Origin of the sequence: Methylobacterium symbioticum, from assembly GCF_902141845.1 — a bacterium.
Taxonomy (GTDB): domain Bacteria; phylum Pseudomonadota; class Alphaproteobacteria; order Rhizobiales; family Beijerinckiaceae; genus Methylobacterium; species Methylobacterium symbioticum.
On record NZ_CABFPH010000010.1, the window covers coordinates 37,746 to 53,751 of the forward strand.

At 69.9% G+C, this 16,006-nt stretch carries 19 protein-coding genes; 12 read left to right on the forward strand and 7 right to left on the reverse strand.

Annotated features, from left to right (window positions below; all coding sequences use genetic code 11):
- Nucleotides 1-259 precede the first annotated feature (259 nt).
- From rutA to MET9862_RS05645, 7 genes are all read left to right on the forward strand, one after another.
- A complete protein-coding gene (rutA, locus tag MET9862_RS05615; RefSeq protein WP_142582183.1) occupies nucleotides 260-1,351 on the forward strand; it encodes a pyrimidine utilization protein A in 1,092 nt (363 codons plus the stop codon).
- Nucleotides 1,351-2,085: a pyrimidine utilization protein B gene (gene rutB / locus MET9862_RS05620; protein ID WP_142582123.1), complete on the forward strand. Its 735-nt coding sequence runs from the start codon at nucleotides 1,351-1,353 to the stop codon at nucleotides 2,083-2,085. The genes rutA and rutB overlap by 1 nt, the downstream gene beginning before the upstream one ends.
- Nucleotides 2,086-2,116: 31 nt before the next feature.
- Nucleotides 2,117-2,536, forward strand: coding sequence for a pyrimidine utilization protein C (gene rutC, locus MET9862_RS05625; RefSeq protein WP_142582124.1), 420 nt, complete (start codon nucleotides 2,117-2,119; stop codon nucleotides 2,534-2,536).
- The gene (gene rutD / locus MET9862_RS05630; RefSeq protein WP_142582125.1) at nucleotides 2,536-3,309 is read left to right on the forward strand and encodes a pyrimidine utilization protein D; all 774 of its coding nucleotides are present in this window, start codon (nucleotides 2,536-2,538) and stop codon (nucleotides 3,307-3,309) included. The genes rutC and rutD overlap by 1 nt, the downstream gene beginning before the upstream one ends.
- 49 nt (nucleotides 3,310-3,358) lie before the next feature.
- The gene (locus MET9862_RS05635; protein ID WP_142582126.1) at nucleotides 3,359-4,444 is read left to right on the forward strand and encodes a CobW family GTP-binding protein; all 1,086 of its coding nucleotides are present in this window, start codon (nucleotides 3,359-3,361) and stop codon (nucleotides 4,442-4,444) included.
- A gap of 343 nt (nucleotides 4,445-4,787) precedes the next feature.
- Complete coding sequence (locus MET9862_RS05640; RefSeq protein ID WP_185156758.1) at nucleotides 4,788-5,948, forward strand: acyltransferase family protein; 1,161 nt, start codon at nucleotides 4,788-4,790, stop codon at nucleotides 5,946-5,948.
- Between the two features lie 108 nt (nucleotides 5,949-6,056).
- Nucleotides 6,057-6,899, forward strand: coding sequence for a GNAT family N-acetyltransferase (locus tag MET9862_RS05645; protein ID WP_142582128.1), 843 nt, complete (start codon nucleotides 6,057-6,059; stop codon nucleotides 6,897-6,899).
- 18 nt (nucleotides 6,900-6,917) lie between these two features.
- On the opposite strand, the gene MET9862_RS05650 is transcribed toward MET9862_RS05645, so the two are convergent.
- The 5 genes from MET9862_RS05650 to MET9862_RS05670 all read right to left on the reverse strand — a co-directional run bounded on the left by MET9862_RS05650 (nucleotide 6,918) and on the right by MET9862_RS05670 (nucleotide 11,016).
- Nucleotides 6,918-7,235, reverse strand: coding sequence for an HPr family phosphocarrier protein (locus MET9862_RS05650; RefSeq protein WP_142582129.1), 318 nt, complete (start codon nucleotides 7,233-7,235; stop codon nucleotides 6,918-6,920).
- A gap of 172 nt (nucleotides 7,236-7,407) precedes the next feature.
- A complete protein-coding gene (locus tag MET9862_RS05655; protein ID WP_142582130.1) occupies nucleotides 7,408-7,809 on the reverse strand; it encodes a PTS sugar transporter subunit IIA in 402 nt (133 codons plus the stop codon).
- Between the two features lie 126 nt (nucleotides 7,810-7,935).
- The gene (locus tag MET9862_RS05660; RefSeq protein ID WP_244612589.1) at nucleotides 7,936-8,436 is read right to left on the reverse strand and encodes an HPr kinase/phosphorylase; all 501 of its coding nucleotides are present in this window, start codon (nucleotides 8,434-8,436) and stop codon (nucleotides 7,936-7,938) included.
- Nucleotides 8,437-8,478: 42 nt separating this feature from the next.
- Entirely contained in the window at nucleotides 8,479-10,269 is a 1,791-nt protein-coding gene (locus MET9862_RS05665) for a sensor histidine kinase (protein ID WP_142582131.1), read from the reverse strand.
- 36 nt (nucleotides 10,270-10,305) lie between these two features.
- Nucleotides 10,306-11,016: a response regulator transcription factor gene (locus tag MET9862_RS05670; protein ID WP_142582132.1), complete on the reverse strand. Its 711-nt coding sequence runs from the start codon at nucleotides 11,014-11,016 to the stop codon at nucleotides 10,306-10,308.
- Between the two features lie 277 nt (nucleotides 11,017-11,293).
- On the opposite strand from MET9862_RS05670, the gene MET9862_RS05675 reads away from it, so the two are divergent.
- The 5 genes from MET9862_RS05675 to MET9862_RS05695 all read left to right on the forward strand — a co-directional run bounded on the left by MET9862_RS05675 (nucleotide 11,294) and on the right by MET9862_RS05695 (nucleotide 15,064).
- Nucleotides 11,294-12,052 carry a HugZ family pyridoxamine 5'-phosphate oxidase gene (locus MET9862_RS05675; RefSeq protein WP_142582133.1) on the forward strand — a complete coding sequence of 253 codons (759 nt, stop codon included), beginning with the start codon at nucleotides 11,294-11,296 and terminating at the stop codon, nucleotides 12,050-12,052.
- Nucleotides 12,053-12,143: 91 nt separating this feature from the next.
- On the forward strand, nucleotides 12,144-12,344 hold the full coding sequence (locus tag MET9862_RS05680; protein WP_142582134.1) for a hypothetical protein: 201 nt from the start codon (nucleotides 12,144-12,146) through the stop codon (nucleotides 12,342-12,344).
- A 229-nt stretch (nucleotides 12,345-12,573) separates the two neighbouring features.
- Complete coding sequence (gene lepA / locus MET9862_RS05685; RefSeq protein WP_142582135.1) at nucleotides 12,574-14,379, forward strand: translation elongation factor 4; 1,806 nt, start codon at nucleotides 12,574-12,576, stop codon at nucleotides 14,377-14,379.
- A 38-nt stretch (nucleotides 14,380-14,417) separates the two neighbouring features.
- A complete protein-coding gene (locus tag MET9862_RS05690) occupies nucleotides 14,418-14,711 on the forward strand; it encodes a nucleotidyltransferase family protein (protein ID WP_142582136.1) in 294 nt (97 codons plus the stop codon).
- Nucleotides 14,711-15,064, forward strand: a complete 354-nt coding sequence (locus MET9862_RS05695; protein WP_142582137.1) for a HepT-like ribonuclease domain-containing protein — start codon at nucleotides 14,711-14,713, stop codon at nucleotides 15,062-15,064. The genes MET9862_RS05690 and MET9862_RS05695 overlap by 1 nt, the downstream gene beginning before the upstream one ends.
- 22 nt (nucleotides 15,065-15,086) lie before the next feature.
- Here the strand turns inward: MET9862_RS05695 and panD are convergent, their stop codons facing one another.
- Both panD and MET9862_RS05705 read right to left on the reverse strand, forming a co-directional pair.
- Complete coding sequence (panD, locus tag MET9862_RS05700; protein ID WP_142582138.1) at nucleotides 15,087-15,548, reverse strand: aspartate 1-decarboxylase; 462 nt, start codon at nucleotides 15,546-15,548, stop codon at nucleotides 15,087-15,089.
- Between the two features lie 84 nt (nucleotides 15,549-15,632).
- Nucleotides 15,633-15,860, reverse strand: coding sequence for a hypothetical protein (locus MET9862_RS05705; RefSeq protein WP_142582139.1), 228 nt, complete (start codon nucleotides 15,858-15,860; stop codon nucleotides 15,633-15,635).
- Nucleotides 15,861-16,006 lie beyond the last annotated feature (146 nt).

Below are 16,006 nucleotides of genomic sequence, written 5' to 3' on the forward strand. Positions count from 1 at the left end.
CGCCAGGCGGCGATCCGGCCGTGAGGTCGTGGATGGGACGCGGCAGTCGGGAAAGCCGCTTCCGATCCCGCAGTGGCCGCACCGGGACTGCTCCTGCGCTATGCAAGTCCCGCCCGACCTCACGGCAATGCGCGGACCTTTTGTGCAGACGGGCCGTCAAGTCCTGCGCCAGGTTTGACCGCCGGGCGCCGATGGCTACCCTCGTGTCCGGCGGCCCGAAGGGCCTGCCGGCGTGAGCGAGGTGGCGATGACCGAACCGATGAATGTCGGGGTGTTCATTCCGATCGGCAACAACGGCTGGCTCATCTCGGAGAACGCGCCGCAATATAAGCCGAGCTTCGCGCTCAACAAGGCGATCACCCTCAAGGCCGAGGCGTACGGGCTCGACTTCGTCCTGTCGATGATCAAGCTGCGCGGCTTCGGCGGCAAGACCGAGTTCTGGGACCACAATCTCGAATCGTTCACCCTGATGGCGGGCCTCGCGGCGGTGACGAGCCGGATCAAGCTCTACGCCACGGCGCCCACGCTCTGCATCCCGCCCGCCATCGCCGCGCGCATGGCCTCGACCATCGATTCGATCTCGGACGGGCGCTTCGGACTCAACCTGATCACCGGCTGGCAGAAGCCGGAATATTCCCAGATGGGCCTCTGGCCGGGCGAGGCCTATTTCGCCCGCCGCTACGAGTACCTGTCCGAATATGCGCAGATCCTGCGCGAGCTCTGGGAGACCGGCCGCTCCGACCTGAAGGGCGAATTCTTCCAGATGGACGATTGCCGCCTGAGCCCGCGGCCGCAGGCGCCGATGAAGCTGATCTGCGCCGGCCAGAGCGGGGCCGGCATGGACTTCACCGCGCGCTATGCCGACTACAATTTCTGCTTCGGCAAGGGCGTGAACACGCCGACCGCCTTCGCGCCGACCGTGGCGCGTCTCGCCGAGGCCAAGGCGAAGACGGGTCGCGAGGTCTCCTCCTACGTGCTGTTCATGATCATCGCCGACGAGACCGACGCGGCGGCCCACGCCAAGTGGGAGCACTACAAGGCCGGCGCCGATGAGGCCGCGATCGCCTGGCTGGGGCTGCAGAGCGCGGCCGACACCCGGTCCGGCAGCGACACCAACGTGCGCCAGATGGCCGACCCGACCTCGGCGGTGAACATCAATATGGGCACGCTGGTCGGCTCCTTCGCCAGCGTCGCCGCGATGCTCGACGCGGTGATGACCGTGCCCGGCACCGGCGGCGTGCTGCTCACCTTCGACGACTTCGTCACGGGGGTGGAGGATTTCGGCACCCGCATCCAGCCGCTGATGGAAACGCGCCGCCACGTCGCGGCCCCGGTCGCACAGGTGGCGTGATGACGGCTCTCGCAACGGACGGGCCCGCCGGCCACCGCGACGCGCAGGGGCGCCACGGCGCCGTGACGCTGCCGGCGCGGCCCGAGCCGATCGCCTTCGATCCCGCGGCCACGGCGCTGATCGTGGTGGACATGCAGAACGCCTACGCGACGGCGGGCGGCTATCTCGACCGCGCCGGCTTCGACGTCTCGCGGACCGGCCCGGTGATCGCGCAGATCGGCCGCGCGGTCGCGGCGGCGCGGGCGGCCGGGATCACCGTGCTGTGGTTCCAGAACGGCTGGGACCCGGATTATGTGGAGGCGGGCGGGCCCGGCTCGCCGAACTGGTACAAGTCGAACGCCCTCAAGACCATGCGCCGCCAGCCGGAGAGGAACGAGCGCCTGCTCGCCCGCGGCACCTGGGACTACGCCCTCGTCGACGCGCTGAAGCCGGCGCCCGGCGACATCGTGATGGGCAAGCCGCGCTATTCCGGCTTCTACAACACGCCGCTCGATTCCACGCTGCGGGCGCGGGGCATCCGCACCCTCGTCTTCACCGGCATCGCCACCAATGTCTGCGTGGAATCGACCCTGCGCGACGGCTTCTTCCTCGAATATTTCGGGATCGTCCTCGCCGACGCCACCCATCAGGCCGGCCCGCCGAGCCTGCAGGAGGGCGCGCTCCTCAACATCGAGACCTTCTTCGGCTGGGTCTCGGACGTGGCCGCCTTCGAGGCCGCGCTCGCGCCCCGCTGAACCCCATCCCTCACCGCGAGTCCTGAGACCCATGCCCAAATCCGTCGTGATCCCGCCCGGCACCGGCAAGCCGCTGGCGCCCTACGTGCCCGGCACGCTGGCCGACGGCATCCTCTACGTCTCCGGCACGCTGCCTCTCGATGCCGAGGCGAATGTCGTGCATGCGGGCGACGCCGCCGCGCAGACCCGGCACGTGCTCGAGACCATCAAGGGCGTCGTCGAGGCCGCAGGCGGCACGATGGACGACGTGACCTTCAACCACGTCTTCCTCAAGGATTGGGCCGATTACGGCGCCATCAATGGCGTCTATGCGGAATATTTCCCGGGCGACAAGCCGGCGCGCTACTGCATCCAGTGCGGCCTCGTGAAGCCCGACGCCCTCGTCGAGATCGCCTCGGTGGCGCATGTGGGCAAGCCGGTCGGCGCGCTGAACATCGGCAGCAGCGTCTGATGGGCCTCTTCCACGAGGTCCGGGGGACCGGCGCCCGCGCCGTCCTGCTCTCGCCGGGCCTCGGAGGCTCCGCCGGCTATTTCGCGCCGCAGCTGCCGGTGCTGGAGCCGCGCTTCCGCACCCTTCTCTACGACCATCGCGGCACCGGCCGTTCCGGAGGCGTCCTGGAGCCCGGCCACGACATCGCCGCCATGGCTCGCGACGCGCTCGCAGTGCTCGACGCGCACGGCATCGCGCAGGCCGATATCGTGGGCCACGCCATCGGCGGCCTGATCGGCCTGCAGCTCGCCCACGACCATCCGGAGCGCGTCGGGCGCCTCGTCCTCGTGAATGCCTGGGACGCCATGGACCCGGCGACCCGCCGCTGCTTTTCCGCGCGCAAGGCCCTCCTCACCGCGGTCGGTGCCGAGGCCTTCATCCGCGCGCAGGCGATCTTCCTCTACCCCGCGCCCTGGATCTCGCAGAACGGCGACCGGCTCGCCGCCGACGAGGCGCACGCGCTGGCCCATTTCCCCGGCGCCGGGACCGTGCTCGCCCGGATCGCGGCGGCCGAGGCCTTCGACGCGTCGGGCTGGATCGGGGCGATCCCGCACGAGACCCTGGTGATGGCCGCGCGCGACGACGTGCTCGTGCCGGCCACCGTCTCGGAGCGCCTCGCCCGCGCCCTGCCGCATGGCCGGCTCGACCTGACCGCCGAGGGCGGCCACGCCCACAGCATCACCCGCACCGAGCGCTTCAACCGGGCGCTGCTCGACTTCCTCGACCGGCCCTGAACCGATCCGGCCGGTTGAGCCGGGCGCGGGGGCGCGCTAGGCCAGCGCCATGGCCGACGCGTCCGCTTCCCCTTCCGCCCGCCCGGAGCCGATCCCGCTCACCGTGCTCACCGGCTTCCTCGGCGCCGGCAAGACCACGCTGCTGAACCGCCTGCTCGCCGACCCGGCGCTCGCCGACACGGTGGTGATCGTCAACGAGTTCGGCGAGATCGGCCTCGACCACCTGCTGATCGAGCGCGTGGACGAGGACATGGTCCTGCTCGGCGCCGGCTGCCTGTGCTGCACCGTGCGCGGCGACCTGATCGCGACCCTGGAAGACCTGCTGCGCAAGCGCGACAACGGCCGCATCGCGCCCTTCCGCCGCGTGGTGATCGAGACCACCGGCCTCGCCGATCCGGCGCCGATCCTGCACGCGCTGATCTACCATCCCTATCTCGTGCTGCGCTATCGCCTGCAGGCGGTGGTGACCGTCGTCGATGCGGTGAACGGCGCCCTAACCCTCGACGCGCATGCGGAAGCCGTGCGGCAAGTCGCGGTCGCAGACCGGATCGTCCTCGCCAAGCAAGACCTCGCTGGGGATACGGCGCCCCTGCGCGCCCGCCTCGCCGGCCTGAACCCAGCCGCCGCGATCGAGCCGCCGGAGGCGCCGGCCGACACGCTGCTCGGCGGCCTGTTCGGCCTCGATGGCAAGGCGGCGGATGTGCGCACCTGGCTCGGCGCCGTGAACGAGGACGAGCCCGCGCCGGGCCACGACCCGAACCGGCACGACGCGGCGATCCGCGCCTTCGCGCTGGCGAGCGAGCGGCCGGTGCCGCGGGCGACCTTCGAGATGTTCCTCGATCTCCTGCGCGCCAATCACGGGCCGAAGCTGCTGCGTCTCAAGGGCCTCGTGGCACTTGCCGAGGATCCCGACCGGCCAGTGGTGGTACACGGCGTCCAGCACGTGGTTCACGCCCCCGTCACCCTGCCCGCTTGGCCGGATGCGGACCGGACCTCGCGCCTCGTCTTGATCGTGCGCGACCTCGACCCGTCCTTCGTAGCCCGCCTGTGGGACGCCTTCCTCGGGCGGCCCCGTCCCGACGCGCCCGACGCGGCAGCGCTCACCGACAACCCGCTCGCGATCCCGGGAGGTTAAGGCGCAGTCCCGTAGACGGGCCCACCAGTCTGGTGCGGGGCCGACACGGCTCGGGGCCGCGAATCCTGGCGCCAGGATGATACGCAGCCGTGCGCGAGCGACTTCGGCCGAGATGCCCACGCGATGACTGAATTCCCGGGAATACATATCGCACTTTGCCAGAAAATATTCGACGGCATATGATTAAATACAATCCCTGAAGTTCGAAAACTCTATTCACACAGAATTGGCCCGATCCATGCTTCGCGAATACGCGGGCGCCATGTTGCGTTCGGCGTAGGGCCGCCGGGATTCAAGTCGCTTCGCGGGCTGGCCGAGAGATATTGCTCGCCCGGAGCCTGCCGTGACCAGCCCTGCCCTATCCAGCCGCCTACCCGCCGAGCCGGAACTCTCCGGCCTGCGCGCCTTCGCTCTGCTAATCGTGGTCTCCGGCCATTTCGTGCAGCGGGTCGACCGCTTCAACCCGCAGGCCACGCCCGAGGGCCGGTCAATGGTGCTGGAGGCCTTCGCCGCCCCGGCGGCGGGGGTCTACCTCTTCTTCGCGATCAGCGGCTACCTGATCGCCCGTGCGCTCGCCGCGGAGCGGCCCTGGGGCGGAGGTCACGTCCCGCTACGCTTCCTGGCACGCCGGGTGGTGCGGATCGCGCCGCCCTACTGCATCGTGCTGCTGGTGACGTTTCTGCTGGTCGCCGCGGCCGGTCTGGAGCCGCCCCGGCTCAACCTGTTCGCGAACCGGCCGCATGCCCTCGGGGAGAGTTTGGCGGCGAGCCTCACCTACCTGCATGGGCTCCTCTACGGCACCTTCCCGCGCCTGTTCCCGCCGGGCTGGACGCTGGAGGTGGAGATGCAGTTCTACCTGCTGGCGCCGCTCTTCTGCCTCGCGGTTTGGCGGGCCGGCACCCGGTTCGGACTTGGGGCGACCACGGCATTCGCCCTCGGGGCGAGCGGGATGCTGGCGCTCGCGGCTCTGGCCTCGGGCATCGACAACCTGCACCAGTCGATCCTGCCGTACGCACCGCTGTTCCTGCTCGGCATCCTCGCCCACGCGGTGCGCGGATCGGGATGGCTGCCACGCTCCCCCGTCACCGCCGCCCTCGGCTGGCCGGCGCTGGCCGCCTTCGTGCTGCTCCAGCCCTTCGTGGACGGCCAAGGCAGCGAGACCGCACTGCGCATGCTGCTGATCGCCCTGATGTTCGCCTCGCTCGCCAGCGGGCGCGGCTCGTTCCGCGCGGCCTGCACCGCGCCGATCCTGGTGCAGATCGGTTTGGTGTCCTACTCGGCCTATCTGGTCCATCTCCAGATCCTGCACGTCACGGCAGCCGGCGTCGCCCGCACCTTCGGCGCGATGCCGCTGCCTTCCGCGCTCCTCGTCAACGCCGCCATCGGGCTGCCGCTGACCGCCATGGCGGCGCTCCTCATGTTCCGGGGCATCGAGCGACCGTTCCAGCGGATCAGCCGCAGCCTGCACGGCCAAGGGGCGGAGCGCCTCGTGCGGCAGGACTGACCCTCGGCATCGTCCTTGAAACGCTGGCCCTGCGGAGCGCGCTCGGACGCCCGACTGTCCCGGAACGGGACACGAACCGGACAGGGCGAGCAGAGTTTGGACGGGGCGATGGCGCGACGCTTCACACTGATCCAGGGTGGACTCTCGGAGCCGCCCTCCCTGAACCCGGCCGCCGAGGCACCGAGGGCACCGCTCGCCGTCGACCTGCGGGGCGCGCTGGCCGTCGACGGTGAGGCGGTCGCGGCCTGGCGAGCCCTGATGACCCGGACCGGGAGCGGCGACCCGTTCCAGGATCCCGACTTTCTGCTCACGGCGGCGCAGCATCAATCCGCCGGGCAGCAGATCGCCTTCGCCCTGGTCTGGCACCGGCCGGCCAGCGGCCCGAACACCCTGCACGGCATGCTGCCCCTGCGGATCGCGAGGCCTCTGCTCGCCCGGGATCGCGCCCATCTCTGGCGCCCACCCGGCCTGCCGGGCCCGGCACCCCTCATCGAGCCGGAGCGCGCGGGCGCGATCGTGGCGGCGGTGCGGATCCGCCTCGGCGCGCTCGCCCGCCCGGTCGAGCTCGATGGGGACCCGGCCCTATTGCGCCAGGACCGTCCTCCGGCGCAGGCCGGCGGCCACGCCATCCGGCGCCGCGGCATCCCGCCGGCCAGCCTGCTCGGCATTCGCCCGGACGGCTACCGGCCGCCGCGCGTCGAGCATGTCCGCGACCCGGCACAGGTGCGCGACGCCGTCGAGACCTTCCTCGCCCTCGACGCGCGCACGGCGCGGCGGCCGATCATCGCCGATCCGGCGGAGGCCGCGATGGTGCGGGTGGTCTCGCGCCTGTTCGCGCGGCGGCGGCAGATCAGCGTCGAACTGGCGCGCAGCGGGGGCACGGTGGTGGCGGGCACCCTGCATCTCGGCAGCGGCCCCCGCGCCGTGGCGTGGCGCCACGCGGCCGACTGAAACGCCCGGCGGGGACGCCTACTCGTCCTCGCCGAACCGGTTGGCGAGGAGCGCCTCGATCGCATCGAGGCAGGCCTCGGCATCGGTCCCGGCGGCGGTGACGGCGACCGAGGTACCCTGGGCCGCGCCGAGCGTGAGCAGGCCCATGATCGAGCGCCCGCCAACCGTCTCGCCAGCCCGGGTCACGGTCACGGCAGCGTCGAAGCGCTCGACGGTCTGAACGAATTTCGCCGAGGCCCGCGCGTGCAGGCCGCGTCGGTTGATGATCGGCAGGGTTCGCAGGAAGCCGCCTTCGGGGACCGGCGGATCGTCGTCCGTCTCGAAGAGATCGTCCATCGGCAGGCGGCGTCTCGCTCGTTAGCTTGCCGGGCAGGGCTCGTCCCGCCTCGGCAGACGGATCTCGGCCGTCCTGGAACGTGCGTAGCGGTTTCGAGGCTGAGACGGAAGTCTTTTGCGGATCCCGGGGTCGATGCGCCGGGGCGACCTCACGGGCAAGGCTACTTCGGGGCTACTTGCCGGCCAGCACGCGCGAGGCAACGTTGATGTATTTGCGGCCCGCTTCCTGAGCGTGAAGCACCGCGTCGCCGAGGGATTCCTCGTCGCGGACGCTGGCGAGCTTGATCAGCATCGGCAGATTGATCCCGGCGACCACCTCGACGGCGCCGCCGTTCATACAGGACAGGGCGAGGTTCGAGGGCGTGCCGCCGAACATGTCGGTGAGCACCACCACGCCCGTACCGGTGTTGACGCGGCCGACCGCGGACATGATGTCCCGCCGCCGCAGCTCCATGTCGTCTTCCGGGCCGATCGTAATGGTCTCGATCTGCTCCTGAGGGCCGACCACGTGCTCCAAAGCGGCCTTGAACTCGGTCGCGAGTAAGCCGTGGGTGACAAGCACCATGCCAATCATCGACGCGTGTTCCGACGTCCTGTTATCCGAGCCGCCATGTTGTGCATCGCACCCGACGCGCACAAGGCAGTCGCGACGTTTTGCTCAAACGAACGTCATCATCATGCCATGCCCGGTGCCCCTGCGCTACGGGGCGATTCCGCGGAGGCTGCGCGCGATCGGATTGTGCGGCTGCGAAGCCACGCCGCAGGCCGCGAGCACGGCGGCGGGCCCCAGCCCGGCGGCGCGCAGGGATCGATCGAGGCAGAGGCGGTCCAGGCCGAGTCCGAGGATCTCGGCGCGCTCGGCCCCCGCCTCAGGGAAGCGCGGCGCGGCCTCGACGAGATCGACGACGCGGGCCAGCACGCAGGCCTCCTCCGCCGGAAGGGCGATGAGACCGAGGCCGCGCACCTCGATTCGCCCGGCGATCGCCGGGTGCGGCCGGGCCACGAGCCGGCCATGGGCCCGCGTGATTCGCACCCGGTCGTCGGCCACCAGAGCCGCGAACAGGCCGCGAGCGGAGGCCGCCTCGATCAGGCCGAGGGCGAGGCTCGACTTGCCGGTCCCCGATTCGCCGCGAATCAGCACCCCCGCCTCGCCGAGCACCAGGCAGGCGGCGTGGACGGTCAGGGCCTGCGCCTCAGGCACCGACGGGCTCGGGAGCGGATCGCTCAGGCATGGAGGATGCACTCAACCGTGCGCGAGCTGACGCGGCGCGGCCGGCAGGCGCACCACGAAGCGGGCGCCACGCACGGTCGGCTCGCCATCCTCATTGGCCGGTCCCGGCCGGTTCTCCGCGCGGATCATGCCACGATGCGCCTGGACGATCTGGCGCGAGATCGACAGGCCGAGGCCGGAATTCTGGCCGAAGCCCTGCTCGGGTCGATCGGTGTAGAAACGCTCGAAGATCCGCTCGAGGGCGTGCTCAGGGATGCCCGGGCCCTCGTCCTCGCAGATCATCTCGACCTCGCCGCGCACCCGCCGCAGCGCGACCCGCACCTTGGCGTCCGAGGGCGAGAAGGAGCGTGCGTTGTCGATCAGGTTGTTGACGACCTGACCGAGACGGCTGTCGTGACCGATGATCGCGAAGGGCTGCTCCTGGTCGCCGGGCGGTGTCTCGATGTCGAGCAGGATGACGCAGTCCTTCGCGCGGCGGCGCTCGTTGGCCACCGAGATCACCGTGGTCAGGAGCCGCTTCATGTCGACCCGACGTGCCTCGGCACGGGCGAGTTCGGCGTCGAGGCGCGAGGCGTCAGCGATGTCGCTGATCAGCCGGTCGAGGCGCTTCACGTCGTGCTGAATGATCGCCATCAGGCGCCCGCGCGATTCGTCCGTCTTGGCGAGCGGCAAGGTCTCGACGGCGCTGCGCAGCGAGGTCAGCGGGTTCTTCAGCTCGTGGCTGACATCGGCCGCGAAGCTCTCGATCGCGTCGATGCGCCGGTAGAGCGCCTGGGTCATGTCGCGCAGCGCGCCGGAGAGATGGCCGATCTCGTCGGTGCGGTCGGTGAAGTCCGGGATCTCCTCGCGGGTCTTGATGCCCATGCGCACCTTCTCGGCGGCCTCGGCGAGCCGCCGCACCGGCCCCGCGATGGCGCCCGCGAGCAGGATCGAGAGCACCACCATGATCAGCGAGGCGACGAGGAAGACCTGGAACAGGCCGAAGCGCTCGGAGGCGATCACCCGGTCGATCGCGTCGCCCTGCGTCGAGATCAGCAGGGCGCCGCGCACCTGTCCGGCCTTGTGGATCGGCACCGCCACCGAAACTGCCGTCTCGCCGACGGTGTTGCGGCGCACCAGACTGCCGCGGGCGCCGGCCAGCGCCGTCTGAACCTCGCGCAGGGAGTGGCCGTTCGTCGGCCCGACCTCCTCCGGCGGGGCGGCGCGGGTGCCGAACAGGTTCCCGACCCGGGCCTGGATCCAGGTAAAGGCCCGCTCCAGCACGTTCGGCTTGTGCGCGCCGGCCGCGTCGCCGCGGCTGCTGTCGCGGTTGAACAGCGAGCGGGTGTCGAACAGCAGGCCGCCCTCACGGTCGTAGACGCGGGCACGGTTGCCGGTCGGCGTCACGAGACGCGACAGCAGCGGCGCGACCCGCTCCGGATTCAGCGAGAAGGCGAGCGGCGAGGCCTCCTCCTCGGGCCCGGATTCGCCGGCCTGGTCCTGCAGGAGCTTGTCCGGGTCGATCCGGATCGTGTCCGTGTCGACCGAGGCCGAGGAGGCGATGGCGCTCGCGATGATCTCGCCCTGGATGGCGAGGCTCTGCACGCGGGCCTGGATCAGCCCCTGGCGGAACTGGTTCAGGTAGAGGAAGCCCACGAGCAGCGCGATCAGCCCGAACAGGTTCAGGACGACGATGCGGCGCGTCAGGCTGGAGGAGGCCCGCTGCCCGATCGCGTCCCAGAGGGCGCGGGGCCAGGTGAGCGGCGAGGTGAGAGGGCGGCCGAACAGGGTTCGGGGCGCGGCTTCGTCGGTTGTGGACGGCACGGTGCGGCGGTCGGTCTTTTCGGCTGCGGTCGGCTCTCAGTTCTCCTTGAAGCGGTAGCCGACGCCGTACAGGGTCTCGATCATGTCGAAGTTCTGGTCGGTGACCTTGAACTTCTTGCGCAGCCGCTTGATGTGGCTGTCGATGGTGCGGTCGTCCACGTAGACCTGATCGTCGTAGGCCGCGTCCATCAGGGCGTTGCGGCTCTTCACCACGCCCGGGCGCTGGGCCAGCGCCTGCAGGATCAGGAACTCGGTGACGGTGAGCGTGACCGGCTCGCCCTTCCAGGTGCAGGTGTGGCGCTCGGGGTCCATCATCAGCGCGCCGCGCTCCAGAGAACGGGCGGCGACATCGGCCTCGCGCTGGGCGGCGTTCGGGCCGTCCTTGGGGGCGAAGCGGCGCAGCACGGCCTTCACCCGCTCCACGAGGAGGCGCTGCGAGAACGGCTTATGGATGAAGTCGTCGGCGCCCATCTTGAGGCCGAACAGCTCGTCGATCTCCTCGTCCTTCGAGGTGAGGAAGATCACCGGAAGGTCCGATTTCTGCCGCAGGCGTCGGAGAAGCTCCATCCCGTCCATGCGCGGCATCTTGATGTCGAAGATCGCGAGGTCCGGCGGCGAGTGCCGCAGGCCGTCGAGGGCGGAGGCGCCGTCCGTGTAGGTCTGGATGCGGTAGCCTTCGGTTTCGAGGGCGATCGACACGGAGGTCAGAATGTTGCGGTCGTCGTCGACGAGGGCGATGGTCGGCATGCGCGTTCCCTGACTGAAACGGCGGCGGCGGGGCCTGGGCCGGAAGCGGCGGGCCCGGCCCCGGTCCGGGGCAGGCGTGAGCGCGAAGACGGGGCTTGGACTGAACGCCGGTCCGGGCCCGCTTCGCACCGAAGGGACAGTCGCTTTAGTATGAAGCTTTGAAAAAAGCGAGCGCCGCGCGTAGCTTGGCCGTATCGTCCGGCTGCCGCGGCATCGCCGCCCCTCGCCCGGGCGGGCCCGATCGCTATGATCTGTCGGGCAGATTCGGGGAGGAGCGATGAGCGAGACGCAGACGTCCGGCACCGGGCCGGCACGGCCCCTGCCGGCGGCGGAGGCCGGGTTCGACGCGATCGGCCTCGCGCGAGAGCTCCTGCGCAGCGTGCGTTCCGGCGCGCTCGCCACCCTGGAGCCGGACGGCACGCCCTTCGCCTCCCTGGTGACGATCGCCACCGATTCGGACGGCACGCCCCTGATGCTGCTGTCGCGGCTCTCGGCGCATACCCGCAACCTGCTCGCCGATCCGCGCTGCTCGCTGCTCTTCTCGGCCGGCGGCAAGGGCGACCCCCTCGCTCATCCCCGGCTCACCGTCGTCGGGCGGGCGGTGCCGTCCCAGGAGGACCGCGTCCGCGCCCGCTTCCTGGCCCGCCACCCCAAGGCCAAGCTCTACGCCGACTTCCCCGATTTCGGCTTCTTCGCCCTGGAGCCGGCCGCGGGTCACCTCAACGGCGGCTTCGCCAAGGCCGCCACCCTGACGCGGGCGGAGCTGCTCCTCGACCTCGCCGGCGCCGAGGCCTTGGTGGCGGGCGAGGCCGGCGCCGTCGCCCATATGAACGCGGACCATGCCGACGCGCTCGCGCTCTATGCGGCCGGCGCGGGCGACGGGCCCTGGCGCCTCACCGGGCTCGACCCGGAGGGCCTGGACCTGATGGCAGGCGAGCGCACGGCGCGGGTCACCTATCCCGAGCCGGTCTCCGACATGGGCGCCCTGCGCAAGAGCCTCGTCGCCATGGCTGCCGCGGCGCGGGCGGGCGGCTGATACCGGCGGTTGCACCGGGCAGCACGGCCGCTATCGCAGGGAGGGGTCCGGACCCCTATGCAGTCCCGGCCGGGCGCCCCATATAGGCCCGATGAACGATATCCAGTCCGATACCTATCCCTTCAGCCTCGACGTCGAGCCGGTCGGCGAGTCCGGCAGCCTGTTCCAGTGGAGCATCCGCAAGAACGGCAAGCTGCACCAGCGCTCGGACCGCAAGCACCCGACTGAGGCGAAGGCCCGCGCCCACGGTGAGGCCGAGATCGAGCGGCTCATCCGCGGCCGCGGCCGCTGAGCGCACTGCAAGCGTAGGACGCGCTTCCCGGCGCGGGCGGTCCCGGACCGTCCGCGCCGTTTCCGTTCCGGGATGCGGCGTCGCCTGGCCGGGATCGCTTCGCCGGGATCGCTTGGCGCAAGGCCGCCCCCCTGCTATCCCGCGCCTCACCAAATGGATTTCCGTTCCTGACGGCGAGAGCGAGTTCGGCCCCAAGGCCCGAGGCCGCGCGCCGGAGATTATCGAGCCGATGACCACCGCGCCCATCGACAACATCCGCAACTTCTCGATCGTCGCGCATATCGACCACGGCAAGTCGACGCTCGCCGACCGGCTGATCCAGGCCACCGGCACGGTCGCCGCGCGCGACATGAGCGAGCAGATGCTCGACTCGATGGATATCGAGCGCGAGCGCGGCATCACCATCAAGGCGAACACCGTCCGCCTCGAATACAAGGCGCAGGACGGACGCGACTACGTCCTCAACCTCATGGACACGCCTGGCCACGTGGACTTCGCCTACGAGGTCTCGCGCTCGCTCGCCGCCTGCGAGGGCTCGCTCCTCGTGGTGGACGCCTCCCAGGGCGTCGAGGCGCAGACGCTCGCCAACGTCTATCAGGCGCTCGACGCCAACCACGAGATCGTCCCCGTCCTCAACAAGGTCGATCTGCCGGCGGCAGAGCCCGACCGGGTCAAGGAGCAGATCGAGGAGGTGATCGGCCTCGACGCCTCGGACGCGGTGCCGATCTCGGCCAAGACCGGGCTCAACATCGATCTGGTTCTGGAGGCCATCGTCAAGCGCCTGCCGCCGCCGAAAGGCGACCGGAGCGCGCCGCTCAAGGCCCTGCTCGTCGATAGCTGGTACGACGTCTATCTCGGCGTGGTCGTGCTGGTGCGCATCGTGGACGGCGTGCTCAAGAAGGGCATGACCATCCGTATGATGGGCGCGGACGCGGTCTACGGCGTCGACAAGATCGGCGTGTTCCGGCCGAAGATGGCCGACATCGCCGAGCTCGGCCCCGGCGAGGTCGGCTTCCTCACCGCTTCGATCAAGGAGGTGGCCGACACCCGCGTCGGCGACACCATCACCGAGGACAAGCGCCAGACCGCGGAGATGATGACGGGCTTCAAGGAGGTCCAGGCGGTCGTCTTCTGCGGCCTCTTCCCCGTCGATGCGGCCGAGTTCGAGAACCTGCGCTCGGCCATGGGCAAGCTCCGGCTCAACGACGCCTCGTTCTCCTACGAGATGGAGACCTCCGCCGCGCTCGGCTTCGGCTTCCGCTGCGGCTTCCTCGGGCTCCTGCATCTCGAGATCATCCAGGAGCGCCTGGAGCGCGAGTTCAACCTCGACCTCATCTCGACGGCGCCCTCCGTGGTCTACCGCCTGGCCATGCGCGACGGCGAGATCAAGGAGCTGCATAACCCGGCCGACATGCCCGATCCGATGAAGATCGAGACCGTCGAGGAGCCCTGGATCCGCGCCACGATCCTCACCCCCGACGAATATCTCGGCGGCGTGCTGAAGCTTTGCCAGGACCGCCGCGGCATCCAGGTCGACCTCAACTACGTCGGCAAGCGGGCCATGGTGGTCTACGACCTGCCGCTGAACGAAGTGGTGTTCGACTTCTACGACCGCCTCAAGTCGATCTCGAAGGGCTACGCCTCCTTCGACTACCACGTCTCCGATTACCGCGAGGGCGACCTCGTGAAGATGTCGATCCTCGTCAACGCCGAGCCGGTGGACGCCCTCTCGATGCTGGTCCACCGCACCCGGGCGGAATCCCGCGGCCGGGCGATGTGCGAGAAGCTGAAGGACCTGATCCCGCGCCACCTGTTCCAGATCCCCGTCCAGGCGGCGATCGGCGGCAAGATCATCGCCCGCGAGACCATCCGGGCGCTGTCCAAGGACGTGACCGCCAAGTGCTACGGCGGCGATATCTCGCGCAAGCGCAAGCTCCTCGACAAACAGAAGGAGGGCAAGAAGCGCATGCGCCAGTTCGGGCGGGTCGAGATCCCGCAGGAGGCCTTCATCGCCGCCCTGAAGATGGACGATTGAGGTTCGTCCACGTTTCGTGGACGTGTTAGGGTCGTGCCATGCGGCGGGACGACGTCATCGCGCGGCTGCGCGCCTCCGAGAGTGACCTGCGCCGATCCGGCGTCCAGGAGCTTTGGCTCTTCGGCTCGGTCGCCCGTGACGAGGCGCGAGATACCAGCGATGTCGACCTGTTCGTGGATCCCGATTACACGCGTTTCGGCTTCGTCGAATTGATCCGTGTCGAGGAGCAACTTGCACGCGATCTCGGCCGCACGGTCGACCTGACCACGCGCGAGGGCTTGCATCCCTACCTTCGACCAACGATCGAGCGTGAGGCGATCCGGGTGCTGTGATGAAGCGCACGCCCGCCGCGCGCCTGGTCGATATTCGCGAGATGATCGATGCCGTCGCGGCGATGGTCGAGAATGTCGATCTCAGAACCTACCGCAAGGACCTGAAGCTGCGCTTGGCTGTCGAGCGCTGCGTTGAGATCGTCTCCGAGGCGAGCCGCCATATCTCCGCGACGGATAAGGCCGGCTTTCCCGCGGTACCCTGGCCGGAAATCGCAGCGATCGGCAACAAACTGCGCCACGAATACAATCGCGTCGATGATCTGATCGTTTGGCAGGTCGCGACGGAAGCCTTGCCGGCCCTGCGGCCCACCATCGTCAGGCTTCTGGAAAGCGCCAGCCCATCGGAATCCTGATCGCCCGGTCGAGGCTGCCCACTCACGCCACCCGGATCTGCGTCGCGATCCGCGGCGGCTCCTCGGCGCCGGTATCCGCCTCGATGATGCGCATGTCGAGGCGGCCCTGATCGTCGCGGAACACGTCGTAGATCACCCGGTCCACCACAGCGTTGCCTTCGCCGAAGATCAGCACGCGCGGCTTGTGGGCGATCACGTCGTCCACGCTGCCATAGCTCGCCGAGGCGATGATCACCTCGTCGCCGACCTGGCAGGTGCGCGCGGCGGCCCCGTTCAGGATGCAGCAGCGCGAGCCGGCGGGGCCGTAGAGCACGTAGGTGCTGATCCGCGCGCCCGACATCTTGTTCCAGATCTCGACGAATTCGAGCGGATCGAGCCCCGCCTCGCGGCAGAGGTCGGAATCGATGGTGATCGAGCCATGATAGTTCAGGTCGGCGCCCGTCACCCGGATGCCGTGCAGCTTGGCCCGCACGAAGCTCTGCATCGCGTTCCCCCTCGCCGCCCCGTCGCCGGGCGGATTCGCCGCCCTTCTAGAGGCTCGCGCGGCGGAGGGCTACGGCCGGCCGCCTCAGTGAGCGGGCGCCGGGGCCGTCTGGCTGTCCTGGCGGGCCTGCTTGTTAGCCCGGTGGCGGCCGATGGCACAGCCCGCCGCAGCGCCGACCAGACCGTGATGGCCGGCATAATGCCCGGCAATGCCGCCGACGACGGCGCCTTTCAGGCAGCCCTTGGCCTCGGCGGTGCCGGCTGCGGTCAGGGCGGCGAGCGCCAGTGCGGTCGCAGCGATGGTGCGGATCATGGGAGTCTCTCCTGAATTCGGCTCTGGGAACGGAGTCGCAGCCCCCCTCGTTCCGGCCTCACGCAAGCGTGACGGACGGCGCCGCGATGCTGGGCACGGCACCGAGGCATGAGCGGGCGGCGCTGGCGCAGGCGGCGGGGACACGC